The sequence below is a fragment of the Fuerstiella marisgermanici genome (assembly GCF_001983935.1).
Classification (GTDB): Bacteria; Planctomycetota; Planctomycetia; order Planctomycetales; family Planctomycetaceae; genus Fuerstiella; species Fuerstiella marisgermanici.
The window spans coordinates 4235732-4260424 of record NZ_CP017641.1; the positions used below are offsets into that span (position 1 = coordinate 4235732).

Consider the following 24693-nt stretch of genomic DNA (forward strand, 5'->3'; position numbering starts at 1 on the left):
TTGAAGCTTGCAAGAATTCGAAACAGTGACGGGACTCAATCCGTAGCCGCCGTGCATGCGGAATCCGTTCAGCCACTCGACCTGACTCAAATCAACAACTGCCATTCGCTAAGCGACATTCTGCACGCGGACGACCCCGCGGGGCTGGCCCGATTTCTGCTCCGTCCGGACACACCGCCGATCCCGTTATCGAAGGTCGAATTCCTCGCTCCGGTCGATCAGCAGGAAGTTTGGGCAGCGGGCGTCACCTACAAACGCAGCCAGGTGGCTCGCATGGAAGAATCCGAGAGCGGCGCTTCTCACTATGACAAAGTCTACGACGCCGATCGTCCGGAACTGTTTCTAAAAGCCACGCCGTCGCGAGTGTCCGGGCCGGGACAGTCGGTGCGAGTCCGCAGTGACAGCAACTGGTCAGTGCCGGAACCGGAATTCACTCTGGCGATTAACCCGGACGGAAAAATCGTCGGGTACACCATCGGCAACGACATGTCGGCTCGCGATATCGAAGGCGAAAACCCACTGTATCTGCCTCAGGCTAAGGTGTACCGTCAGTGTGCCGGACTCGGCCCCTGTGTTCTACTGGCCGACGGCCCGCTCGATCTTGAGGGCACTCAAATTGAACTCATCATCGAACGTTCGGGCAGCAGGATATTCACCGGCACCACAGACCTGGGACAACTCCATCGCAAGCTGGATGATCTTGCCACGTGGCTGTACCGCGAGAGTGAATTTCCCAACGGCGCATTCCTGATGACGGGCACGGGCATCGTGCCAGACGATGATTTCACTCTGGAAGATGGCGATACGGTATCGATCACGATCGCAGGCATCGGTACGCTGACGAATCCGGTTGTCAAAGCAAAGTAAGTCGGCAGTCGGCGTCAACGAAATCTCTGCTGAGGTGCTGCATCCAGCCGATGTTGAAGCCAGGCTGATCGCCGCCGCGGCTACCGGTCGCAATGACATCTTCATGAAATACAAACTGGTACTCTGGGATTTCGACGGCACGCTGGCCGACACCCTGTCTGTCGCACTGGATGTGTACAACCAGCTTGCCGCAAAAAAGGGCTTCAAACCGGTAGAAGATCCCTTTGCCGTCCGCGACATGAGTATGAGTGAATTCCTGAAGTCGCATGGCATTCCCGCGCATCGAGTGCCGTTTGCGTTCTCCGCGTTTCTGAAACAGGTGCGAAGTCAGGCGTCGGACGTATCGTTGATGGACGGCGTGGCTGAATTGGTGCCGAAGATTTCAGAACTTGGCCTGCAGCAGGGCGTGATTTCGTCGAACAGCACCGACAACATTCAGCAGTGTCTCACGGCCAATCAGATCGCGAGGCACTTCCAGTTTCTAAAAGGCACGTCGCGGATTTTCGGCAAAGAATCCACCATTCGAGCCACAATCAAGCAGGCTGGGTTAGTTGCCGAGCAGGTATTGTATGTCGGCGACGAAATTCGCGACATCGACGCTGCTCGCGCCGCCGGTGTCGATATCGCCTGCGTGACGTGGGGACTGAATTCCGCCAAGGCGCTGCTGCGCCACAATCCGGATCATGTCATCGCGAATGCAGGCGATCTGCTTGACATTTTAGCATAGCGACGGATGTGAATTAACGAATTAAGGCTCTTCGATGGCTAAAGCTTGCACCTCTCCCCAGCGAAGCTGAGGGGGAGGTCGGACGAGCCAAGCAACGTCCGGGAGGGGGCTGCGAGCGGACAGCCTGTGAACAGAATACTCGTCCCACCTGCGATCCGCCCTCCCGCGAAATGGCTACGCTCGGTCGCGCGCTCCCGCAATAAATTGCGTGAGGCGTGCATGTGGCAATAAATTGATTTACGTCCCGAGACTAAGGGCGACTATCGAGCAGGCAATTCGCGTTCGCGCCTCATTCCGCATCATGACGTCGCAGCACATACACGGCGCAGTTGGCGTAGCGAATGATGCGTTCCGCGACTGAGCCCAGCAGCAAGTGCTTCACCCCGTGATAGCCATGAGAAGGGACCATGATCAGATCGGCGTTCTTTTTCTTTGCGAAGTCGACAACGCGAGTTCCCGGATCTCCGATAAGAATGCTGACGTTGACGCCCTCAATGGCATGTTTGCTCAGGAACTCACGCGTGTACTTTTCGGCTGCGGTTTTCCGAGTGTCATCGGTGACATTGCCGAAGAGTACGCCGGGCGAAACGGAATCGAGGTCAGCCAGCACATGCACCACGTGCACGCAATCGGGCGACTTTGCCATGCTCAACCCTTCTCGAATCGCCGGAACAGCCGATTCAGAAAAGTCGATGGGGACGACGACGCACTGCTTGGCTTGCCATGACATAACTTCAACTCCGATATCCCGATGTAGAGGTTCCACCGCTGCTGCTGAAATTCATATTCCGCATCAAAGATGCGCCAGCAAAAAAGTTCAGCAGCATATCGTAACAAACCGACCGGAAATCCGCTGGGGGTAGCAGAAGGAAACTTAACCACTAGATAAAGGGAGCGGAACAATGCCAGACGGAAGCCGAAAACGACGATTTGCGACCGATCCGGCCAAACGCAGCTGGTACGCTGAGCACCGAGCTCGCCGATTTGCCCGTCGCTTTGGCGGCGCTGCGAATTAGCATCCACCACTGCCGCTCCCGCACACTGCTTGCCCGCGGTCGCCGGAACAGCTAACGCTGCCGTGCTGACACGAACCCTGCACCTTAGGGGTGAATTTGAGCCCGGATCGTCCGACGTCACTCTGATCAGTCCAGCCTGCGGCTTTGCAGCTGAAATCGCCGCGCCAGCGGTCGCTTTCCCCAAATACGATCGCCAAGCTCGAAAAAACCGGGGGTTCCGCGGTGAATGAACCTTTCATCAGGTCTAAAACACGATAGATAAATGTGGTGAAAGCGTCTGAGTCAGCGAGAGACCAATTCCGACACCTGAATTCCCGCCCCAATGAGCTGGCAGCTGAACAAAAACGGGCCGCAACGAATACCAGCCATTTTGCTGTCGATCATGGTATGCGCTATCGCGGCTGGCACATCCGCGGCCGCTCAGGAATCAACGTCAGAAAAACCGGACGAAGCCAACCTCGCCAAATTAATCGGCGATTTGGGAGCACCCGATTTTAGTGCTCGCCAGGCAGCCGCCGTCGCACTTCGAAAAGCGGGCGATGTCGCAATCGCACCGCTGCGGAAAGCCCTGGAGAATGGGTCGCTCGAACAGAAGCTACTGATTCGATCGATCCTGAAAGAGTTGGAGCGGAACTCGTTCTCAGCCCGCGTCGCAGAACTGGAAAAGTCACCATCAGCACGAGCCGCCACCGGGCTGCCGGAATGGGACCGGTTCAGTAAGCTGGTCGGCGCGGATGTAGCGGCCGTGCAGTTGTATGTGCGACTGCTTAAGGCTGAGCCGAAATTATTTTCCGCGGCTTTGAAATCGCCGAGTGAACTGCCAGACCTGCTGGAAGCTCGTTCGGCCGCGTTGCTGCGAACAACTCGCCCTTCGCCAGTGATGTTGGAACAGTTCTCCGCCGATTCCTGTGCAGCTCTGCTACTGTTCGGCGGCAATGACAAGAATCGGCTGCCGCGAGCGACCTCAACTTCCATCAGCGCGATGCTCGATTACCAGCCATTCCGCAACTCCGTTGAAGCCGACAAACGATACCTTCGTCTGGCAGGCGGTTACATTCTGCGCAAACGAATCGCCGTCACCGGGCCGCTTGAGTTCGCTCGGCAGTATCCGATGCCAGAAGGCTTAACGCTGGCTCGAAACGTCCTGAAAACGGCTCTGCGTGGTGAGAACGGTCGGCCGGCGATGATGCTGATTCGCGAACAGGGGACAGCAGAAGACATCGCCTTGCTGGAATCGCTCTTCGACAACCGTGGAATCCTGTTTCGCGGTCGTAAGCCCGCCGCCACAGCGCAGAAATACGCGGTCTATAACGGCGACCTCGCATTGGCCGTCGCTATCGTTGTGCGAGGCAAGGACCCGCGGGACTACGGTTTTCCCGCCGTGGATTCCCGCCCACAGCCTTTCCGTTTCGCGATGGAAACAGTTGGATTCCCGTCCGACAAAGAACGCCAGGCCGCTCACGATTTGTATGTGGCAGAATTTCCGAAGAAGTAACTTCGGCGCGGCCTTTGGTGATTGCCCGGCGGCCTGCTACAACTCGTTCCTGGCAGAATTCTTTAAACGGGAAAGCAGGTTGTGTGCGGTATTGCAGGAGCGGTCTGGTGGGAGCCATCAAAGCGGATTGACCGCGATGTCCTGCAGCGGATGACGGATGCGATTCAGCATCGGGGCCCCGACGCGGAAGGTCACTGGCAAGCTGAACCCAACGACAGCCATGAATGCGGCGTGGCTCTGGGGCACCGTCGACTGTCGATCATCGATGTGGCCGGCAGTGCCCAGCCACTCGGCAACCATGACGGCTCGATCCAGATCGTCTTCAATGGTGAAATTTATAACTACCGTGAACTACGGCAGGATCTGATTGCGGCAGGGCACCTGTTCCGTACCGAAGGCGATACAGAAGTTATCGTGCACCTGTACGAACGCCACGGGCTGAACTTCGTGGATCATCTGCGAGGCATGTTTGCTCTGGCCATTTGGGACAGTCGCGAACAGCAACTGGTGGTGGCTCGCGATCGTCTGGGGCAAAAGCCATTCTTCTATCGCATGGATGACGGACGGTTTAGCTTTGCCAGCGAACTAAAGGCACTGTTGCAGATTCCCGGCATACCACGGCAATTGAACCGACGGTCGGTCCTTAGCTACCTGATGCTGCAATATGTGCCCGCACCTCATTCGATTCTGGAAGGCTTCCAGCGTCTGCCACCAGCATCTTTGGGCGTCGTGAAGAACGGCGAATTCACCATCAAAAGATTCTGGACGCCGCCGTACGACCAGCCGCAATCCAGCAAAAACACCATCAACGACTGGCGAGAAGAGCTGCGTCACGAAATGACCGAAGCCGTCCGACTGCGGCTGCGCAGCGATGTGCCACTGGGCGCGTTTCTATCCGGCGGGATCGATTCGACAGTGATCACCGGCCTGATGCAGCAGCAACTTGATCAACCCGTACAGACGTTTTCGATCGGCTTTCCCGTGGCCGCCTACGACGAACGTCACTACGCGCGGCAGGCGTCCGAAATGCTGGGCACCGATCATCACGAAGCCGTCGTGAATCCGGACGCACTCAGTATTCTGCCGCAACTGATCTGGCACTATGACGAACCGTTCAGCGACAGCTCGGCCATTCCGACCATATACCTGTCTCGCATGACGCGAGAACACGTCACAGTGGCATTAACGGGCGACGCGGGGGACGAACTGTTTTGCGGATACGATCGCTACCGAGCCGTTCGGATGGCTCACAAGATGGATCTCACGCCACGTGCGATTCGCAAACTGGCCGCGTCGGCGGCCGCTTACCTGCCGACATCGGTGCGACAGAAATCCTTTCTCCGCAGACTAAAACGCCTGTTGGAAACGATGGGGCAAAACGAAGAAGAACGCTATTTGAACTGGATCAGTATTTTCAGTCGCAGTCGCCTTCAGCAACTTGTCAGCCCTGAATTGCATTCGCTGACTGCCAACCACGATCCGGCAGCGTGTCTCTTCGACGCCTACAAAATGTTCCCAAATCGCGACCTGGTAACGCGCACGACAGCAGTCGACGTCGAAACATACCTGCCGAATGACCTGCTCACCAAAGTCGACATCGCCAGCATGCATGTTGGTCTGGAATGCCGCAGCCCAATGCTTGACCACAAGGTCGTGGAACTGGCGGCCCGCATGCCTCTGGCCGTGAAGCAGTCGGTGCGACAGGGAAAGCTGGTGTTGACCGAAACTTTCCGCGATCTCATTCCACCAGACATTCAGACTCGCAAAAAAATGGGCTTCGGTGTTCCCATTGACCACTGGATGCGAAACGAATTGAAGCCGCTACTGTACGACGTGTTGCTGTCAAAGAAGTGCGAAGAACGAGGCTTACTGAATCCGGCGGCTGTGCGTCAATTGGTGGAAGAACACACGTCATCAAAATTTGATCACGCTTACCGATTGTGGAACCTGCTGTGCCTTGAGCTCTGGCACCGCACCTACCTGGACGATGTTCCCCCGTTGACGGCTCCGACAAGCCTGTAGATGCAGGCTACGGCTTGTTAGTCGGCGGTTTGGCGGTTGCTGGTTTATTCGCGGCTGGCTTGGTTTCAACGGGAACTGCCGCCACGCGGATCCAGCGAGGTTCAATAGCCGACACGCGGAGGTTGTCCGGCCGTTTAACTGATTCTTCATTCACGGGAAAGATCTGATTGCCGCCCGCCACACCGCTGAGATCAATCATGACATCCAGCGATCCCGGCGGAAGTAACGCGAAGGCGCCCTCTGATCCCACCAAGGTCACTCGAACGTCCTGCGTGAGTGTTTCCGCAAGACGAAAATTTTTCGGGACGTTCCGATACTGCACCGGAACAAGAAACGTGCGATAGACGTCCGCCGAATTGTGCGTTGTCAGCAGCCAGCACGAAACAGCGATCGCAACGGCAACAAACTTCAATGTTAGCCTTTCGCGGAACAATCTGCGAACGGTGACGACACGCTCGTTCTGTCGGCAGTAGTCATCGAATTCCCTCAGCTGTCGCGACAGCGTTCCGGAATCACTGACCTCCGTCAAAGTGTCTCCCTTCGCGACCGACACCACGCCGCGTTCTTCAGAAACGACCAGCACGAGTGCGTCGCTGCAGCCGGCCAGCCCCAGCGCCGCATGATGCCTGGTGCCAAAGTGGTATTTCTCGGTGCTTTTTGCCAACGGAAGGTGTGCGGCGAATCGAGCAATCCGGCCATCTTCCAAAATAACGGCTCCGTCATGGCCGGGTGAAGCGCTGTCGAACAGACTGTAAATCAGTGGCTCGCTGACGGCGGCTCCGATTTCGATCCCGCCATCGATCATTCGTTCCAAGGCGTCGCGGCCACGAATGACGATCAGCGCGCCCGTTTTTTGATCGGCCATGCGGAACACGGCCCGGACCAGGGTGTCGTTGACGGAATTCGGTGCCGATGCCGCTCGACGAGTGTCACCGAACAGCCACCGTCCGACTCGTTCGGCCGCCGTTCGAACGTCTTCCTGGTAGACGATGACCAGCGAGACGATGATCGCCGTAAATCCGATCCGAAACGCGATCAAAGACAGTGGCATCTGCCACCGTTGAGCCGCCAGATAGACGGCTCCCAGCAGCAGGATTGCGATCAGCCCGCGTTTCGAACCGTGCCGCACGGCGAGCGCGAGAATAGCGTAGACCGCAAGGGCAAAAATGCCGATATCAGCCGCGTCAATCAATGTCAGTCGTGGAAGGTCGTCAAGCATCGTGATGCTAACGGTATCCTGCAACCCGATGTTTCACAACGTCGCCAGCTCTGCATTACGAATGCCGGCCCCGTAGTACTGCTTGTACTTCACCTTGCGTTCCAGGTCGCGAATGATGGCTTCCGTAAAGTCAACGCCGGTGTGCTTCTGACTGCTTCCCAAGCCGCCGGGACTGAAGACGTTAATCTCCATCAGCTTGTCGTCCACGATGTCCAGGCCGACCAGAAACATCCCGTCGCGAATGAGCTTTGGGCGCACCATTTCCACAAGCTGCAACATTTCGTCCGTCACTTCCGCTTCGACACTTTCGCCGCCCGAATGCATGTTGCTGCGAGCGTCGCCCGTCTTGTTGACTCGTCGGAACGCTGCATACTTTCCTTCGTGCTGCAACGCTCGACCGTTCATGACGAACAATCGCACATCACCGTCTTTGGCACCGGGCAGATATTCCTGAGCGATGCAGTAACCGTCGCGAGTCACCGCCTCAATCATTTGATTTAGATTTGCCTGTTCGTCTTCGTCGATCAGAAACACACTTTGTCCGCCGGATCCCTGCAGAGGCTTGATCACCACTTTGTCGTGCTGCTGTTCGATAAACGCCTTGATTTCGCCGATATCGCGGCTGATACAGGTTTTCGGGCGCACCTGTTCCGGGAAGTGTTGAAAGTACGTCTTGTTGATTGCGTTCGCCAGATTTTCCGGATCGTTCAGAACGATCGTCCCTCGAGCCGCCGCCAGCTGGCCGAACAGAATCCCGCTGGTTTGAGCCCACGCGCGTTCTGCGGCATCGTCGGATGGGTCATTCCGCAGCAGCAACACATCAAGGTCATCGACTGTGATGGTTTCTGTTTCGGTTTCCGGCCCCTGCAATTCTTCAAGATAGTCTTTGAGCGAATCGTAACTCGCCCCGGACACGGACCGAGCTCGCGCGTGGATCGATCCGTCCGGGGCATACACGAAGTCGCCAACTCCCAGCACGTAACACTTGTGTCCCATGTTAACCGCCGTCATGGCCAGGCGAGTTGTCGTGAAGACGGCTTGTTCCGTCATCACATCGTTCACTACGAATCCAATTTTCATCGTTCATTCTCCACAAGGTCCGGAACAGTCAATCCGCGGCACGCTTCAAGACGATCGCGCAAGCCATCGTCGTCCCAGAACCGAGGTAAAACGCCAGGCGCATCAAGGATGCCTCGGCGACGCATTTCCTGAATATACGGCAAGTGATGCAGACCAATCTTGCCCACATACAACGGCTCGATATCGTGCCCGCCGCTCAGGTAATCCAGCACGCCCTTCAGGCCGCGCAGGTAGATAAAGTCTTTGGTCAACCCGCCGCCACGAAACACTCGCAGAGTGGTGACGAACGCCTGCCTCGCCGAAAACTGCAGGCCGTAGTGCAGGCGAGAGAATGTTTCAGTAAAGGACGCACCAGAGATCATCGAACGCACTGCGATGACTCGCCCCGCCACGCTGCGTAGGCGGTTGGCCGTTAACCCGCCGGTCAAATACTCAGACATAATGGCCAGCCCTTCCTGCAGCTCGTCATAACCTGCCAGCCCGGAATACAGCTGCCGAAACGGCTGGCAGCGGCCGTTAAAGTAGGTCAGCAAATGAGTACCAATTTCGTGGTGCATCAACGCTTCGAGGCGGTCCGGCTGCAGTTTGACATTCGGAGAAATCAGCAGACGATCTCCCGATACCATCATGCCGGATGCAATCTGATCGCAGACTTCCACCTTCGCATTGAACTCGTGCATCTGCTGGTGATAGTGGTCAATCTCCTCACGCGATCGTTCAACAATCGTGTCTATTGACACGCAACCTTCGTCCCCCGTGGCAGCCGTCGGTTCGGGAAATCGTTGCAGAATTGTCTCCGCCAGTTTGACCAACGAATCGTCCGGAGCGCCGTAAAGTTGCAAACTGCTGTGCACAAAGTGGGGCGTATTGATATCTCGCAGCGCGGTCAGCTGGCGGTCGATTTCTTCCTGTTTTTCCCAGCACAAATGACCGAGCGTCGCGTCTTCGATTCTTTCGATCTCGATGTCAAACACGCGACGCTTCAACAAGCTCGTGTGCCACGGCAACGGTCGATAGTGCAGGTTCGGTTCCTGCTGATAGCCATGTTCCTGAAACTCTTCCCAGGCTGCTTCCGAATTCACCGGCGTGACCTGCAACAGGAAGTCAAATGATTCGGCGACTTCGCAAAGTTGTTGATCAATTAGACGAGCCGCCTTGACCAGTGATGTGGGGCCGAGAGACTCAAAGTGGGCGCCGTCCGCAGAAGATTCTAACCCTGCAAATTGAGCAATCGCTTTTCGCAGCGCGCGGGAAAGCTGCCAGCGGAGATCCCGCAGGATCATTGGAAACGTCACGCCGGACTGCGGGTCTCGATAAATCGGTCGCACGGCCAGTCCGATTGTGCAGCAGCCAACGGGCGAGGCCTCCGGACAGATATGATTGAGCGGTTGCAGCCCCGGTGGAGCGACTTCGTCACAGTGCTGGCTGGACACGACAGCGTCGTGACCGTCGATATTGACAGCAGCCAGTGCAGCAGTGAAGGCTTCGATCGTGGACGGCATGCTGTCGAAGTCCGGCGTGAATATCTCAAACGCCGGTTGAGCGGTCGATTGAACTTCGTGTTGACCGCAATTGCTGTCGGCCCAAATCTCAAGCGATAGGAACGTACCAAAGTGTTCCTGAAGAGTCGCAGTGATTTGCTGGCAGAGTTTCAGCAAACCCTCGTGGAATTCGCGTTTCCCCGAGGCAAATAAATAAGCAGCTTCGGACGTCACCAGTTGCCGAGTTCCTGCATCGTCATGATCGGGAGTACGGTGAATGCACAAAAACGGCAGCTGCCGGTCAATGCGCAGTCGTCCGTGGCCGGGTAGGGTTCGACGCACGCGTTCGTTTTTCGCCAATCGATCACAGACGGCGTCTGTAATATCGGCGAACGAATCAGCGTTGGACGTCGTCTTATCAATGCTCACAATCGTTTCAATTCCGCTTCGACGCCGGGCACCGTAGAACGCAGGGCTCCGTAAATGGCGTCCACCTCGTCTGGATCTTCTTCGCCCGTCCATTCGTTCATGAAGAACTTCTTAAACTCAATCGCAATCGCGCAAACCTGCTCGGGAAACCGATTGTGGATCCATTCACCGAAGTAACCGCCCTGAAATTTCACGTTCTCTCGAACATCCAGATGCCGTCCGTGAAAGTCATACCGACGCAGGTCTTTCACAAATCGATCAACGACCGGAGCCCAAAAGTCTCGGTCCATCGTGCCGGTGCCAATGTTGACTTCCGGATTGGCAACCTCATCCGCAGGCGGATGACCATCGCCGTCCCGCAAATGGTTGTATGAATGCAGGTCATAAACCACGACCTTACCGAACTCGTCGACCAGTTCCGTCAGCAACTCATCCACCGCCGCGTAGAAGTCGTCGTACTCCTTTAGTGAAGCAGCGATCATGTCTTCGTCCGGCGGAGCGTCCCAAACCTCCAGCCCCCATGCATCCTCCGGCTTCTTGTACACGGATTTGTCTCGCGGCCGATTCAGGTCCACTTCGAATCGTGACCGTAAACCAACGATCTGCGTTCGAGCCACCTGTGACCATTCGCCGGTGATCGGATCTTCTTCGCGTAGCCGAGCGTCGTCGCTTAGCAACAGATGTCGTTCGACTCGCTTGCGAGTGTCGTGGCCGTTGTGCACCGCTGCGGCAACGACGGGGCTGCGCCCACGTTGAAAGATGCAGTAAGGAGTAATTGCCATGACGAAGTCTCACCGTGGAGGAAGCCAAGGGCAAAACGCCCGCAGCATGTCGGCTTCAGAATGCAATCGCTGTGCCGAGACTCTAAACGCAACTCGGTAGTGCTTGCTGGCCCCCACACGCGTTGTCGGCGTCCAGGCTGAGCGTTCAGTGACCGCGCTTTGGCTGATTCTTCATGGGCTGATCGGGTAGATGGCGCAGTGCGGTAGCGTGCACGGACCACGTCGGCAGCGCGACACTTGATCGTATGCGGCTGTCACAAGCTGTGGTTCCTCGGCAACAACCACAAATCCGATGCTGCCGGTGCTATCCGACGAGCGAACAACGTCCTGCGCGGCGGCTGTGAAATCAGCGAAACGCTCGCGACGAGTCAGGCTTCACACGCGCATCCGAATAAATCAGCGGAATCGAAATCTTCGGCGCTCTGGTACGCGCCGTGCAACATTGACTGGGTGGACACAACAGGTGGCCGCTCAACCGAACACAACTCCACGAAGAACGTGAGGCTCTCAATGAAACTTGATTCACTCGAAAAACTATACGTCCAGGAACTGAAGGATTTGCACAGCGCAGAAACGCAGCTTCTGGACGCCATTCCAAAGATGGAAGCGGCAGCCACAGACAAAGGTCTGAAGGAAGCCTTCGCCCATCATCTGAAGGAAACACAAACGCACGTGACTCGCCTTGAATCCATCTTCGAAGGCATGGACTTCGAGCCCGGTGGGCACCGCTGCACCGCAATGGAAGGGATCATCAAAGAGGGCGCCGAACTGATTAACAGTGACACGCTGCCCAAGGTGCTGGATGCGGGATTAGTAGCAGCAGCTCAACGCGTTGAGCACTACGAAATAGCCGGCTACGGAACGGCCCGAGCCTACGCAGAAAAGCTGGGTAATCATGAGGCCGCCGAGGTTCTTCAAAAAACGCTGGAAGAAGAAGGTGCTGCGAACCGCACGCTGACTCGGCTGGCAGAACGACACATTAACTTCCTGGCGACAGTGCCAGGTAAATAGTGAACGACTGAAAACATCGTCGCTACGTTGGCGGCGATTCAATAACCATCAAATTAGGGAGAGACGCAATGAACTGGGATCAAATTAAGGGCAAGTGGAAACAAGCCAAAGGGCAGTGCCAGCAGAAATGGGGCAAGCTGACCGAGGACGAGCTGGACGTCATTGACGGCAGGCGAGAAGAGCTTGTCGGCAAAGTCCAGGAGCGTTACGGCATTGCCAAAGAAGAAGCCGAGAAGCAGGTCTCGGAATTTGAGAGTTCGTGCACCTGCTAGCTTTGAGTCCCAAATTGGCACGCGAGCTTTCGCACCGACGAACGCTCCGATCCACGCCATTCAACCGAAATCACAAACCTTTACACAGAGAACGTCACCAAGCAGCCAGGGCGCGTCGCCATGGCTGGCGTGACAGTGAATCTAACAATTCAATTGAAGAGTAGAACGATGAAAAAGTATTCCATGATGACAGCCGGTGTGGCCACGTTGATGTGCGCGACGATGGTCCTGAGTCCGTCATCAGCTGATGACGACGTTAAGGTGAAAAACCAGACTCGCAACAATCGCTCGCAGGCAGGTAGCCTCGACGATAAGACTTCGGGCTCCGCCATTCGGGTTAGCCAGTTGCTGGGAATGAATATCCAGAACTCCAAAGGCGAAGGCGTCGGCGAAATTAACGACATTGTGCTGGACGCCAACACAGGCCGAGTGAAGTACGCTGCTGTGACCTATGGCGGCCTACTGGGTGTCGGTAACAAAATGTTCGCCGTACCTTTCGAAGCGTTCAAATGTCAGCAGGATCCGGATGACCGTGACGAACACGTCATGGTTCTCAACGTCACTCAAAAACAACTTGAGGGGCAAACGGGATTCGACGAAGACCACTGGCCAAACTTCGCAGATCGCAAGTTCACAGCAGATCTCGACAAGCGCTATGGTGTCGAACGCAAAATGCGAAACCGTGACCGACTTCGTAACCGCGACGGTGACAAAGACGTGGATGTGAAGGTCGGGAAAGATGGAGTCGACGTTGATGTCGACGACAAACCGGATCGCGATGACAAATAGTTTGTCGTGGCGAATGGTGTGGGAAGGCCTTCGCCGGGAAGTAACGTTCCCGGCCAGCCTGACAAACACATAATTGCTGGCGATGCGAAGTTGCGTGCCAGCAACCCCAACTAGGGCTCGAACTGAGCCACCCAAATATCGTCAAGTACTGAGCATCAGAATCGGCGTCCACGTTTCACTGAACAGTGAACCGTGTGGCCTGATGATGCTTTGCTTGGCGATTTTTCATTTGAGGAACCAAGCTTCGTTCATTCCCGCAACGGCTCCAGCAGTGAGCTCAAAACCAGCAGTATTTCGGCATCGGCGATAAGGCCGGAACATTGCTCGAGTAGTTCAGCCCCGTGCCGTACGCCGGCCAATGCTGGAGCAACCGGCAGTTCGAACGGCAATCGACCGCGCTGGCATGCGATCAGCCAGAAGCGAAGAACGCTCAGCCTGAGGCCAACGCCGTAAGTCCAGTCGCTGGCCTTGCTGGTTTAGAAAAACAGACGACCGGCATGAACGTTGCAGATTCCGACCGGCGACGCAGCTTCGCAACTTCAGCGAAACGTGCTGTTTCCTTTCGTAAGAGGAATAACCGTCATGCCGAAATGGTCTGCCAAAGACAAACGCCAGTACGAACACATTCAGGATAGTGAGCTGAAGAGTGGATCATCGGAAGATGAGGCCGCTGAGATCGCTGCTCGTACCGTCAACAAACAGCGCCGTAAAGAAGGGCGCACGCCGAACAAGACAACTCAAGGAACCGGCAACCCCAACACGCCGCTCAGTGACCGCACGGTGAACGAGCTCCGAAATATGGCTTCTGAACTGAAAATCGATGGCCGCAGCAAAATGAACAAGGCCGAGTTGGTCAAGGCTATCCGTCAGAAGTCCTAGACATCAAAAATCCTCAAAGGTGACCTTTATGAAACTCAAACTATCAGCCCCAACGATTTGTTTGGTTGCCATCAGCCTGGCATCCGTGCCCACTTTGGCTCAGGAAAAAGACAGCGACCGTACCGGTCCCGCCCCAAAAACCTATATGCCCGTAGTAGGCGACGAGAGTTTTGAAACTGTCAAAGACAAGGATGCCGAGCAAAAACCAACGGTGATGCAACAGCAGCAAGAGTTGCTCAAACGCCGCTACGATCTTAGTGACCAACCTGGCGACGTGAAGATGTCGGCTGGGCGGAAGGCCGTTCAACAGGGAGTTCGAGTCAAACTGTCGGAGGGTGCCACGTGGGCAGAACTGAGCCAAATGGCGCCACAGGAAATCCGCGAAAAGAACCTGTTCCCTGAAGGATTCCGTCCGCTGCCTCATGCGAAACACCCGACTGGCGGGATGGTGTTTCCGAAAGTGCAGATCGATGCCATCATGAAGGCAGAGTACCGAGACCTGAAACGGTTCGACGTCGACTTTGATCTGCCGGACCATCTAACTCCCGAGTTTCCGCCGCCCTTGTTTTTGACAACTCGTCCGGAACTCGGCGATGTGACCAACGGCGAGGTGCTGACAATAAAGAACTACTTCCGCCTGCTAAAGGGCAAGCTGACTCCGGTTCAGATGGAGGGCATGCGGCTGCTTCTGACGCCAAACCCGCAACAACAGTCCAATCAAACGGATGATCGCAAAGTCGCGGAACCGTCTTTGGGAGTCAGCTGCCTCGACTGCCATGTGAATGGGCACACCAACGCAACGTTCCATTTGAACCCAGACACACGGCCGCAGCAAAACCGCTTTCGGATTGACACGGTTAGCCTACGTGGCCTGTTCAATCAACAGATCCATGGTTCGAAACGTTCACTTCGGTCCGTCGAAGACTTCACGGAATTCGAACAACGCACGGCCTACTTCGACGGCGATCACGTGACCGCTGCCAAGAAGGGTGTCTTCCTGCCAAACCGTTCTGATCAGGTTTCGATGATGGCCCAGATGCAAAACATCATCGACTTCCCTCCAACGCCCAAGCTGGACGTATACGGCAAACTCATTGCAGAAAAGGCGACAGAACAGGAACTGAAAGGGCAGGAACTATTCTTCGGAAAGGCTATGTGCGCGACATGCCATCCGGCTCCGTTTTATCTCGACGACAAAATGCACGATCTCAATCTGGGACAGTTCTACGAACCCAAAATGGTGCATGGGCACTACGACGTCCCAGCCGGGCCAATCAAGACATTTACCTTACGAGGCATCAAGGATTCACCGCCGTATCTACACGACGGTCGTTTGTTGACGCTGGACGACACCGTCGCTTTCTTCAACGTGGTACTCGGCCTGAAGCTGACCGACGAAGAAAGTCAGGCGTTAGTGGCGTTCATGCGTTGTCTATAAGTCCCAACCCTGAAAAAGAATGAAGGAGAAAACCAAATGTCGAAACCTAAAGCTGGCGACAAATTGAAGTGCAGTGAATGTGGCATGGAGATTGAAGTTAAGACACCGTGCAAGTGCAAGGATCACGAACCGCAATTCGAATGCTGCGGAAAAGCTCTGCAAAGCTGTTGATCCAAAACGAAGGCAGCGATGGCGATTTGCTATCGCTGCTGGTTTGAACCAAGTGGCTCACGGCACACGTCGAAACTTTGACGCACCAACGGCCGCACATAAAAGTGAATTTTAGCCGAGGTGTACGATGCAAATTTCAACTAGTCTGACCGTGGCTGCGTGCCTCGTCTTTCTCCAAATCCCGTCGGGCGAGACCGCACTGGGTGGTCCGCCATCGCACGACGAGCTTAAGGAACAGGTTTGTGAAGCTCTCAAGCATGACTTCCGACTGAAAGACGAACCCATCATCGTTAGCGTTAGTGATGGCCGTGTCACCTTGACGGGAACTGTCGGCAGCCCTATCCACAAACTGCGTGCCAACAGGCTTGCACGTGACATCCAGGGCGTCGAAAGCGTACTTAACCGCATACAAGTAAGTCTCGGGGAAGAAGAAGGAACTAATCCCGCAGCCGATGTGACCGGGCGCTGGAATGAGGACAGCCTGCTTCGCAGCAAGAGCATCAAAGTCGTTAGTGACGGTGCCGTTCTCACGCTGAGTGGCACTGTCGACACGACCTTTCAAAAACGCCGAGCGGAACGGCTGGCGAAAGAGACGCGGGGCGTCCACACAGTTCGAAATAATATCGTTGTTGCGGATTCAGACGATGCGGACACCACAACAGTTGCGCCGGCCGACAGACTGATCAGCCAGGCTGTCACGGATGCCCTGCAACGAGACGTGCAGCTTTCCCTGCTACCGATTCAGTCCATTGTTAAAGATGGCGTGGTCACGCTTTCCGGCGAAGTCAACACACTGAACCAGCGGCGACGAGCAATCACGCGAGTTCGGCGCGTCCCTGGTGTTCGAGATGTGAACGAAAAACTGATGCTTGCCGGCGTCGCCACATCTTCCATTCCAATTTCCACAGATGAACAGCCGCAGTCCGACGATGCCAACGGCACTCGTCCCCGCCTCGGCAAACAGGTTAAAACGGAACTTGATCGCGCTCCGGCCCTTGAGGCAGGCGGTATCTCTGCGACCGACGCGTGGGGTATCGTCGTGCTTCGTGGGAAAGTACCGAACTTGTACCAAAAACTGCGAGCGACTCGGCTGGCACGACAAGTGGCCGGAGTGCGTGCCGTTGAAAATCGGCTCACCGTGGCTGAGGAGCCTCGCAGTGACACAGAAATTCTGCACGGTGTGAAAACGACACTTGCCAGCGACGCGCTGATTAATGCCGAAGGCGTCAAAGTTTCTGTGAAAGATGGTAAGGTCGAGCTGACTGGCCGCGTCGAGTTTATTGCGGAACAGCAGCGCGCCCGCCGACTGGCTGCTCGCATCGCTGGCGTCCGCAGCATTCGAAATCGAATCGAAGTGACACCAACGCAATCGTTGGAGTAAGTCTGAATTCCGCAGCAGTGGCATGCGGTTTGCCGTGTAGGCAGAAGACACTCACTGATTTGCAGCCGCCTAAGCGCGGCTGAACAACCTCAGAAGGAAAGAAAGAGTTACCATGAAAACGAAACTCACCATAACAGCTCTCGCATCCATCGCGATTTTATTCGCCGCAGCGGCCGCGCCCGCGGATGCTGGCAATCGTAATCGCTCGTGGCATCAGCGCTACCGCGGTCTGAATCGAAACTACCGCAGCCTGCAGCGCGACTATCGCAGCCTGAATCGTGGCTACCGTAACTACGGTCGTAGCTACAATTATAACCGACCGGGCCGCAACTATTCGCCGTACCGATATGGGTACCCCAGCTACCGGAATCGGTACCGAGGAGGCTCAGGATTCGGCATCAACCGTGGTGGCATTTACTTTCAGTTTTAGACGAGCGATGCGAACGCCAAGTGAACGCTTACCGTCCGGTCCACCACTCGGGCTGGACAAAGATGTCTGACACTTTCAGGCGGAAGTCGACTAACGACTCGCCGCCGTCCAGCGTTTGCCATTCGCCCAACGAAAGCGTGTGGTTGCCTCGTCCGATGACCTGAACTTCCTTCTTCATCGGGTCGGGCACCCACACCGTCTTTACGCCCGCATCCATGTAGAACAACGTGCGTCGCCGCATTTCCTGACGTCGATCGTTGGCGGATGCAATGTCGATCACCAGCTTCGGAAGTTGATCGGCGACCATCTTTTCGGTTTCTTCGAACTGTTGACCAGAATCGAAAAAGCTGATGGCCGGACACAGCACAGTGTCTGGTTCGCTGGCCACTTTCAGGCCAATCTCGTGACACGCGTAGCCGACTGACTGCTCCGTGCGAGCCTTGAACCATTCCGCCAACGCTCGCGACAGATTAAGGACCGCATTACCGTGGCTGTCGTCTGGTGCCTCCATCACGACAGGCTGGCCTTCGTGCAGTTCGTGCCAACGACCGCCGTCCGGGAGTTCATTTTTACGACGCGCGAATTCTTCCGCCGTCATGCGCGTGTCCATCAACATGATGAGTGCCTCCCGGAATCAATACTCGTTGGCTTCTTCCTCGCTGTCGTCCACCGCCGAAAACGTTGACTTCACAACCTGGCGAATCGTCTGATTGTCGCGCTCTTCGGTCAGTTTCTGCAGGGCATCGTCGAACGACATCACGCCTTGATCACCGTCGATCCGACAGCGCACAGCCACGGCATTTTGTTCTGCTTCTTTTGGTCCGACAACCAGCATATACGGAATTAAGTCCATTTGAGCGTCCCGAATCTTGGCCTGCAACTTCGCGCTTTGCAGGTCGGTGGTGACTCGGAACCCGTTCTGACGCAGCCGCGCGGCCACGTCTTTAGCATAGTCGTCAGACTTTTCGCTCAGCGGCAGCACGCGAATCTGTTCCGGAGCCAGCCACAGCGGAAACGCGCCCGCGAAGTGTTCGATCAACACGCCGACGAAACGCTCCATTGAACCGAAGGGGGCTCGGTGAATCATGACGGGGCGATGAGGCTTATTGTCGCTGCCTGTGTACTCGAGGTCGAAACGGTTCGGCAAATTGTAGTCCAACTGCACCGTACCCAGTTGCCATTCTCGGCCCAGACAGTCCTTCACCATGAAGTCTGTTTTCGGTCCGTAGAACGCCGCATCGCCGGGCGATTCGACGAACTCCAGGCCTTCTTCGGTTAGCACTTTACGCAGCACAGATTCCGCGTTGTCCCAAAGTTCCTCGCTGCCCACGTACTTGTCAGAATTCGGATCGCGAGTCGAAAGCTGCACGCGATAGTCTTCCAGACCGACCGCTTCCAGCACATATTTGACCAGGCCCAAGGTCTCCTTGAATTCCTGTTCAACCTGGTCGGGCGTGCAAAATAGGTGAGCGTCATCCTGAGTCAGACCGCGAACGCGCAGCAGCCCGTTTAGTTCGCCCGATTGTTCGTGACGGTAGACCGTGCCGAATTCGGCCAACTTAACCGGCAGGTCGCGATAACTGCGCGGGATGGCTTTGTACATCTGTACGTGGTGAGGGCAGTTCATGGGCTTCAGCAGATAACGTTCCTGCTGCTTTTCCCACTTGCGAAGGACGGCTCGCTTCTCTTCGGCCGAACCGTTTTTCGGGAAGTCTTCCACGCTGAAACCCAGCACCAGCGCGGCATCCAGCAACTTGGCTTCGTCCTCAGCCGACGGCGGTTGCAGTTCTTCATCCTGTGAATCCAGGCAACGGATCCAGTAGTCCACAAGCTGCCCGGCCGAATGCCCAAACAACGGTGCAAACTGCGAATCGCGGTAGTAAGGAAAATGGCCGCTGGTTTCGTAAAGCTCAACTCGACCAATGTGCGGCGAATACACGGGTTCGTATCCGCGTCGAGTCAACTCCTGCTTGATGAAGTCTTCCAGCGTCGCTCGGATCGTGGCCCCTTTCGGCAGCCATAGACACAATCCCTGGCCGACATCCGGATTGATCGTGAACAACTGCAGGCGGTTGCCGAGAACTCGATGATCGCGTTTCTTGGCTTCTTCCAGCTGTTCCAGATACGCCTTCAGTTCCTTCTTGTCGAAGAACGCCGTGCCGTAGACTCGTTGCAGTCCACGATTGCTGACGTCACCTTTCCAATGCGACCCTGCGACGCTCAGAATCTTGAACGCCTTGACCATGCCTGCATGAGGAATATGCGGGCCTCGACACAGGTCGACAAACTCGCCCTGGCGGTAAAAGCTGAGCGAATCGTGATCGGCCAGCCCGGTGCGAATGTGTTCGACCTTCAATTCCTGATTCAGGTCTTCGCAAAACTGAATCGATTCGTCGCGGTTCATCGTGAAACGTTCGAAGGCTTCGCCCTCTTTCACGATCTTTTTCATCTCCGCTTCGATTTTCGGAAAGTCGTCCTCGCTGATGGTCGTGGCCAAATCAAAGTCGTAGTAAAACGTGTTGCCTTTCACTGGCCCAAACGCCAGGCCGACTCCCTCATACAGCCGCATGATGGCTCGCGCCATGATGTGAGCACAACTGTGCCGCATGACGGCCGCCGCCGCCGCGTCGCGGGTGGTGAGAAGTTGCAATGGGACCGGCCGCAGATCGGTCAGTTCCTTCAGCGGTCGCATGGCGTCAACCGTATTGCCGTCGATGACTGCGGCCGCGGTGGCTCGGGCGAGGCCTTCGCTGATGCCTTTGGCGACATCCAAAGCTGTGGCGTTGTCGTCGTGTTCTACTGTGTTACCGTCGGGAAGCTGGACCTGAATCATGGAACTTGGATATCCGTAGCGTCTTGACACGCGGGCAGGTGACCTGAACAAATGGCCCCCTTTTCGAAGCAAAATCCGCCCCGTTGTCGATGGAACGCGGGTTATAACGTGGCAGCATTGACGCGACAACGGGGCCTGAGTTCGGTCCCTGCCGGGGGAATTCAGCGGAAACGACAGGTGCCCCGAAAAAAGGGAGAATGGCGGCCTCCATGCCTCGTCTGCCGCCCACAGCCGCAGGCTCACGGGAACCGCTTTCGCAGCCGCCGCTTTTTCGAGGCTTCCTTCGCCCCATAAACTTTGCCCAAAGACCGACGTTTTTCCATTTGTCGAGGGAAAACTGGGGCGCGACGGGCAAAAAACAGGAAAGGGCCGCTTTGTAATCAGCTAATGCGCTCAAACACTACACAAGGCATTGCAGTTGCCCTTATCCTATCCAGACCTCCTATCCGGTAAATTTTACCGCAGCGGCACTGGAGGTTAGATTCCGCCTGTCGTCGCGTCGAAGATGTTGGAAACCAGCGTTTTGTCTCAGAAAGATTTGGGTCGCATGAACATTCGAAAATTCTTTTCCGGTCGCACTTCGGCTCGCCGCTTCAAAGCTCGTCGCCAGGGAATGCAGCATTTGGCAGCTCGACGGCTTTCGTCGTCCCGCATGGAACGGCTGGAAGATCGAATGATGCTGGCCGGAAACGTGACGGCTCAATTTATTGGCCAAAACGCCTTCGTGAGCGGTGACGATGCGGCCAACTCCGTCGAAATCCTCGTCGACGGCGGCAACCTGATCGCTCGCGGCACTGACGGCACCACCATCAACGGCAGCGCGGATGACTTCGTCCTGAGGACGGGAAGTGCGTCATTGGGCCGCAGCCTGTTTGTGTCGCTGGGTGGCGGCGACGATGCGTTGACGATGACCGGCGTGACGGTGAACCGTAACTTGACCATCAACGGCGGCTCAGGCAACGATCTGATTGGCATCACAGAATCGTCCAGCATCGGCCGCAATCTCTGGGTCCGCGGAGGCAGCGGGAACGACACTGTCAGCCTGCAGGATTCGACTGTTGGCCGCAACGCGCACCTTTCCGGCAACCGGGGCAACGACCTGTTGATTGTTTCCGCGTCCACCGTGGGCCGGCACCTGACAGTTTGGGGCGGAGGCGGTGCTGACGATGTGATGATCGACGATTCGGACGTCAGTCGAGACGCGCGAGTTGCTGGACGCGGTGGCTCGGACGACATCATCGTACGCAACTCACAAATCGGCGACGACATGCGAATTGTGGGCAACACTGGCAACGACATCGTCATGGTCGACTCGTCAGAGATCGCCGACAAGACTCGCGTTCGAGGCGGCTATGGCTCAGACAATGTGATTGTGGAAGGTGCGTCAGAATTTGGCGACAAGGCGCGAGCGTACGGCGGCCCAGGCTCGGACAATATTCAGATCTCCGACGATGCCGTCTTCCAGGACGGATCAAAGCAACGCCGCTTCGAAGGTTCCACAGCCAATGCCGCCGTCGTTGACGCTCGCGTCACTGACGACACCACCGGAGCTATCGCGGCAGCCACTGAGGTCGTTGAAGCCTTCGGCGGGACCGTGAGCTCTACGTCTGACCTGAGCCTCAGCATCGACAACTCGTCGGTGTCGGAAGGAGCAGGGGATGGAGCGGCCACGATCACCGTGACCCGCAGCGGCGACACGACCGAAGATCTGGTGGTGACACTCACATCGTCTGATGACACGAAACTGCAGTTGGAACAGTCCACGGTCACCATTCTGGCCGGTCAGACAACCGCCAACGTTCTGGTGAACCCTCAGGACGACACCGACCTTAACGAACCGACCAGCGTCATCGTAACGGCGTCAGCGACCGGCCTGGACGATGCCACCATTAACGTCGTCATCACAGACGACGACGGAGCCACTCTAACAGTGGTGGCCAGCCAGAGTTCCATTCTGGAAGACAGCGGCAACATTTCCACGATCGGAGCCCCCAACGGCTTCACCTATACAATTTCGCGTAACGGCGACACTACTGAAGACCAGGTTGTGTCTCTGATCACTTCTGTCAGCGGCGTGATTTCGGTGCCCGCAACCGCCACAATTCCGGCCGGTTCTGCCAGCGTGGTTGTGGACGCTCAAACTGTGGCTGATGGTGATGCCGAAGCAGACGTCACCGTGACACTCACCGCCGCCGCTCCGGGTTTCACCGCTGGCACCGATTCGATTCTTGTGCAGGATAACGATGGACCTCGACTGACTGTTGAGTTTGCAACTCCAACCGTCGGCGAAACGGGCGTCGACAAAGAGTCGACTATCACGATCACTCGCAACACAGACACGACAGCCGCCTTACCTGTCAACCTGACGTCGACGGATCCGACCAGTTTACTGGTCGATGGCTTGTCCAGTATTGACGTGGTAATTCCGGCTGGCCAGACGTCGATCACGATCGATGTTGAGGGCGTGGAAGAGGACATCGACGACGGCGACGTTTCTGTCGGCGTGATCGCAACCGCCACCGGCTTTGTCGACGGGTCTGACACGATTGTCGTCACGGACGATGATTCGCCCGCTCTGTCCGTCACGTTCCCATCCGGCAGCAGTGTGTCCGAAGACGGTGGTGCGGACGCGATCACAGCGACGATTTCGCGAAATACGACCGACACTTCTGCGGCTCTGAGCGTGGCACTCAGCTATTCGGGCGATGCTCGGCTAACTGGCGATTCCACGGTCACAATTCCGGCTGGTGCCAGTTCGGTCAACGTGCAGTTCGACACGATCGACAACAACATCGTGGACCAACCTGCCAACGGCACGGCCACCGTGACAGGAACGGCGGCTGGATTTACGGCGGTCACGATCAACATCACCGTGACCAACGACGACGCGGCTTCGATTCAACTGTCGCCAGCCAGCTTTTCGGTACAGGAAAACGCAGGAGCCGCCGCCATTACGGTTTCGCGGACGGACTCCTCCGCCGCCGAATCCATCTCGTTGGCGTATTCCAACGCTTCGCTAATCACCGGCCCCGCAACTGTCGATTTTGCGGCGGGCGAAACGTCGAAGTCAGTCGCCTTAACGGTTATCGACAATGACCTGTATGCTGACAACGCGGGCGTCACCGTGACAGCCAGCGGAACGAACCACGCCGACGTGACAACGTCAATCGCCGTGATCAACGATGAAGTGCTGTCACTCACCACCAACATTTCATCCAATACCACGGAACAGTCCGTTGGCGCTTTGCTGACGCGTCAGGAAACGTTCACGGTGACTGGCGTGACGGCACCTGGAGCCACCGTGCAAGGTGACAATGATGGCGAACTTGACTTCAACGAAGCCACCACTACGGCTGACGCCAACGGCAACTACAGTATCGATATCCCACTGACTCACGACGACGACCACTACGGTTTGAACGCCATCCAGTTGCGTGCGGTGATTGCGTCGGAAGGTGTCAGCACCATGTCCGACGTCACCAACGTGCATCGAGCCATCGGAACGGTGGTGCGGTTTACGACCAATCAGGACTTTGATCAGGATGCCGCCAATACGCCTGATTTCTACGACGTGGAACTACTGGACGCTGATGCACCGATTACGGTAGCAAACTTCCTTAGCTATACCACTGATACAGCCACCGGTACGGAACGGTTCGATAACCTTCTGGCTCAACGGCTTGACGACAACTTCATTGTTCAGGCAGGCCGCTACAACGTGACGGGGCAGTCCATCACGGAAGTCGATCGTGACGCTGACAATGACGGTTCAAGTGACACAATTCAAAACGAATTCCTCACGGCGAACTCCAACCTCCGTGGCACTTTGTCGATGGCTTTGCCAGCGAACACACCTAACGGCGGCAGCAGCGAATGGTTCATCAATATCGTTGACAATGCGTTTCTGGACAACGCTCAACACACGGTCTTCGGCCGCGTGATCGCAGACGGTATGGATGTGGTTGACGCGATCAACCTGCTGCCGGTTCTGGATATCACAGCTCCGTCTGGTCAGGGAGCGCTCGGTGAGACACCATTCGCGAGCCTGCCGCTAAGCGACTCGCCGCTGGCTGGAACGATCGCCATCGCAGCGGGTAGCTCACTGGCCGTGGGAACGGGAACTCAGTTCACAACGCAATTGAGTGTCGGTGACTACATCTCGCTCGGTAACACGATTGTGCGAGTGGATTCGATCGCATCTGATACCCAACTTACGCTCGGCTTCCAGTCCAGTGCCAACCAGTCAAATCTGAGCTACAGCCTGTACTCAACACCAGAAAACGACGACTACGTGATCTTCACGGACATCGGAAAAATCCTGGACAACGTATAGGCGGCCACCTCTTGGGTTCGGCATCTCGTTATTGATGC

20 protein-coding genes are annotated in these 24693 nt (G+C 56.2%); 13 read left to right on the forward strand and 7 right to left on the reverse strand.

From position 1 onward, the window contains the following. On the forward strand, nucleotides 1-867 hold the full coding sequence (locus Fuma_RS15840) for a fumarylacetoacetate hydrolase family protein (RefSeq protein WP_077024984.1): 867 nt from the start codon (nucleotides 1-3) through the stop codon (nucleotides 865-867). Beyond that, nucleotides 851-1594 carry an HAD-IA family hydrolase gene (locus Fuma_RS15845; protein ID WP_077024985.1) on the forward strand — a complete coding sequence of 248 codons (744 nt, stop codon included), beginning with the start codon at nucleotides 851-853 and terminating at the stop codon, nucleotides 1592-1594. Before Fuma_RS15840 ends, Fuma_RS15845 begins: the two co-directional genes overlap by 17 nt. A 289-nt stretch (nucleotides 1595-1883) precedes the next feature. Here Fuma_RS15845 and Fuma_RS15850 read toward each other — a convergent pair whose 3' ends face one another. Beyond that, on the reverse strand, nucleotides 1884-2324 hold the full coding sequence (locus Fuma_RS15850) for a universal stress protein (RefSeq protein WP_077024986.1): 441 nt from the start codon (nucleotides 2322-2324) through the stop codon (nucleotides 1884-1886). Between the two features lie 608 nt (nucleotides 2325-2932). On the opposite strand from Fuma_RS15850, the gene Fuma_RS15860 reads away from it, so the two are divergent. Next, nucleotides 2933-4105, forward strand: coding sequence for a hypothetical protein (locus Fuma_RS15860; protein WP_077024988.1), 1173 nt, complete (start codon nucleotides 2933-2935; stop codon nucleotides 4103-4105). 81 nt (nucleotides 4106-4186) lie between these two features. Beyond that, entirely contained in the window at nucleotides 4187-6127 is a 1941-nt protein-coding gene (gene asnB, locus Fuma_RS15865; protein WP_077024989.1) for an asparagine synthase (glutamine-hydrolyzing), read from the forward strand. 7 nt (nucleotides 6128-6134) lie between these two features. On the opposite strand, the gene Fuma_RS15870 is transcribed toward asnB, so the two are convergent. The 4 genes from Fuma_RS15870 to Fuma_RS15885 are packed head-to-tail and all read right to left on the reverse strand — an operon-like array spanning nucleotide 6135 to nucleotide 11118. After that, the gene (locus tag Fuma_RS15870) at nucleotides 6135-7370 is read right to left on the reverse strand and encodes a diadenylate cyclase (protein ID WP_218922455.1); all 1236 of its coding nucleotides are present in this window, start codon (nucleotides 7368-7370) and stop codon (nucleotides 6135-6137) included. 9 nt (nucleotides 7371-7379) lie between these two features. Next, on the reverse strand, nucleotides 7380-8426 hold the full coding sequence (locus tag Fuma_RS15875) for a glutathione synthetase (RefSeq protein ID WP_077024991.1): 1047 nt from the start codon (nucleotides 8424-8426) through the stop codon (nucleotides 7380-7382). Beyond that, nucleotides 8423-10336, reverse strand: coding sequence for a flavohemoglobin expression-modulating QEGLA motif protein (locus tag Fuma_RS15880; RefSeq protein ID WP_218922456.1), 1914 nt, complete (start codon nucleotides 10334-10336; stop codon nucleotides 8423-8425). Before Fuma_RS15880 ends, Fuma_RS15875 begins: the two co-directional genes overlap by 4 nt. Next, complete coding sequence (locus Fuma_RS15885; RefSeq protein WP_077024992.1) at nucleotides 10333-11118, reverse strand: N-formylglutamate amidohydrolase; 786 nt, start codon at nucleotides 11116-11118, stop codon at nucleotides 10333-10335. Before Fuma_RS15885 ends, Fuma_RS15880 begins: the two co-directional genes overlap by 4 nt. 510 nt (nucleotides 11119-11628) lie before the next feature. Between Fuma_RS15885 and Fuma_RS15890 the strand changes: the two genes are divergently transcribed. The 8 genes from Fuma_RS15890 (at nucleotide 11629) to Fuma_RS15920 (ending at nucleotide 17489) form a co-directional block, all read left to right on the forward strand. Then, nucleotides 11629-12129 carry a YciE/YciF ferroxidase family protein gene (locus Fuma_RS15890; RefSeq protein WP_077028331.1) on the forward strand — a complete coding sequence of 167 codons (501 nt, stop codon included), beginning with the start codon at nucleotides 11629-11631 and terminating at the stop codon, nucleotides 12127-12129. 68 nt (nucleotides 12130-12197) lie between these two features. After that, nucleotides 12198-12401: a CsbD family protein gene (locus tag Fuma_RS15895; RefSeq protein WP_077024993.1), complete on the forward strand. Its 204-nt coding sequence runs from the start codon at nucleotides 12198-12200 to the stop codon at nucleotides 12399-12401. A 168-nt stretch (nucleotides 12402-12569) separates the two neighbouring features. Then, nucleotides 12570-13190, forward strand: coding sequence for a PRC-barrel domain-containing protein (locus Fuma_RS15900; protein WP_077024994.1), 621 nt, complete (start codon nucleotides 12570-12572; stop codon nucleotides 13188-13190). A 582-nt stretch (nucleotides 13191-13772) separates the two neighbouring features. After that, nucleotides 13773-14069, forward strand: a complete 297-nt coding sequence (locus tag Fuma_RS15905) for a Rho termination factor N-terminal domain-containing protein (RefSeq protein WP_077028332.1) — start codon at nucleotides 13773-13775, stop codon at nucleotides 14067-14069. A 28-nt stretch (nucleotides 14070-14097) separates the two neighbouring features. Beyond that, complete coding sequence (locus Fuma_RS15910; protein ID WP_218922457.1) at nucleotides 14098-15507, forward strand: cytochrome B6; 1410 nt, start codon at nucleotides 14098-14100, stop codon at nucleotides 15505-15507. Nucleotides 15508-15543: 36 nt separating this feature from the next. Then, complete coding sequence (locus Fuma_RS36430) at nucleotides 15544-15678, forward strand: hypothetical protein (RefSeq protein ID WP_257787796.1); 135 nt, start codon at nucleotides 15544-15546, stop codon at nucleotides 15676-15678. A gap of 127 nt (nucleotides 15679-15805) precedes the next feature. Then, entirely contained in the window at nucleotides 15806-17059 is a 1254-nt protein-coding gene (locus Fuma_RS15915; protein WP_077024996.1) for a BON domain-containing protein, read from the forward strand. A 112-nt stretch (nucleotides 17060-17171) separates the two neighbouring features. Continuing rightward, a complete protein-coding gene (locus tag Fuma_RS15920) occupies nucleotides 17172-17489 on the forward strand; it encodes a hypothetical protein (RefSeq protein WP_077024997.1) in 318 nt (105 codons plus the stop codon). Between the two features lie 28 nt (nucleotides 17490-17517). Here the strand turns inward: Fuma_RS15920 and Fuma_RS15925 are convergent, their stop codons facing one another. Together Fuma_RS15925 and thrS are read right to left on the reverse strand one after the other, a co-directional pair. After that, entirely contained in the window at nucleotides 17518-18105 is a 588-nt protein-coding gene (locus Fuma_RS15925) for a Uma2 family endonuclease (protein WP_077024998.1), read from the reverse strand. Nucleotides 18106-18123: 18 nt separating this feature from the next. Next, nucleotides 18124-20322 (reverse strand): threonine--tRNA ligase, encoded by a 2199-nt coding sequence (thrS, locus tag Fuma_RS15930; protein ID WP_077024999.1) that lies wholly within the window; start codon nucleotides 20320-20322, stop codon nucleotides 18124-18126. A gap of 547 nt (nucleotides 20323-20869) precedes the next feature. Between thrS and Fuma_RS15935 the strand changes: the two genes are divergently transcribed. After that, a complete protein-coding gene (locus tag Fuma_RS15935) occupies nucleotides 20870-24655 on the forward strand; it encodes a peptidylprolyl isomerase (RefSeq protein WP_158521028.1) in 3786 nt (1261 codons plus the stop codon). Nucleotides 24656-24693 lie beyond the last annotated feature (38 nt).